The following is a 728-nucleotide window of genomic DNA, read 5'->3' as shown; positions in this document are numbered from 1 at the left end:
TACCACGCTTTAAAGTTACAAATTCACTATTGATGCTTGCTACTCGATAACCGTTAAACAGTTCACCCTGTTCGACAAGTCGGTTATTCATGATTGCGACACATTCGGTATTTGGCTTACAGACAATGCTGTTCAGTGTCGGCAAGCGGTATTGTTTCGCTTTGGGCTTGGCAGACACCTCTGCTGGTTTTTGCCAACCAAGTGGTGCAGTTGGATCCTGATTTGCCAAGACTGAACCAGACAAGGCGATAGCCGCGATTGAGATAATGAGTTTTTTAACCACCGATAAACTCCTCTCGAGAACCTAATGTGTACACTTCAAGCACTAACTTCGCTTTTGGATATTCTTCTACTTTGTAACTGAAGCTACGCCAAAAATAGCTGGCAGGTAAGCTCTCTAACTTGTTTAAGGAGTTGGCGATAGAAAAGTAGTCACCAGTGAGCTCCATGCGTACTGGGTGTACGTAGTAGCCAGAGTATTGTGATGCTTCTTTATCTTCTGTGATCGGCTCAGATGGCAGAGTCTGCAATGACACCAAGTGAATGCCACTTTGCTGCTCTAATACGCTCTCTAATACGCCCGCCATTTGTGAAGGCGTTACCAAGTGTTCAATAATTTGCGACAACTGCATCGAAAGATGCTGACTTTCCGTCAACAGGTTGGAAATTTCCAAATCAATATCTGCGTTTGGATCTTTCTTCAATTGAGCCTTAACACGTAAAATATC

At 43.5% G+C, this 728-nt stretch carries 2 protein-coding genes; both read right to left on the bottom strand.

The window, feature by feature from the left end:
- The coding region (locus tag R7Z77_RS25405) for an MSHA biogenesis protein MshK (protein ID WP_318137053.1) at positions 1-283 on the bottom strand (283 nt) is incomplete at its 3' end.
- Positions 276-728 (bottom strand): MSHA biogenesis protein MshJ (locus R7Z77_RS25400; protein WP_318137052.1); only part of this gene is annotated, 453 nt, incomplete at its 5' end. The genes R7Z77_RS25400 and R7Z77_RS25405, both read right to left, overlap by 8 nt.

It is taken from the genome of Vibrio sp. 1401 (assembly GCF_033340295.1).
The sequence above is the reverse complement of the archived record's forward strand: the minus strand, read 5'-3'. Positions and strand labels throughout refer to the sequence as shown.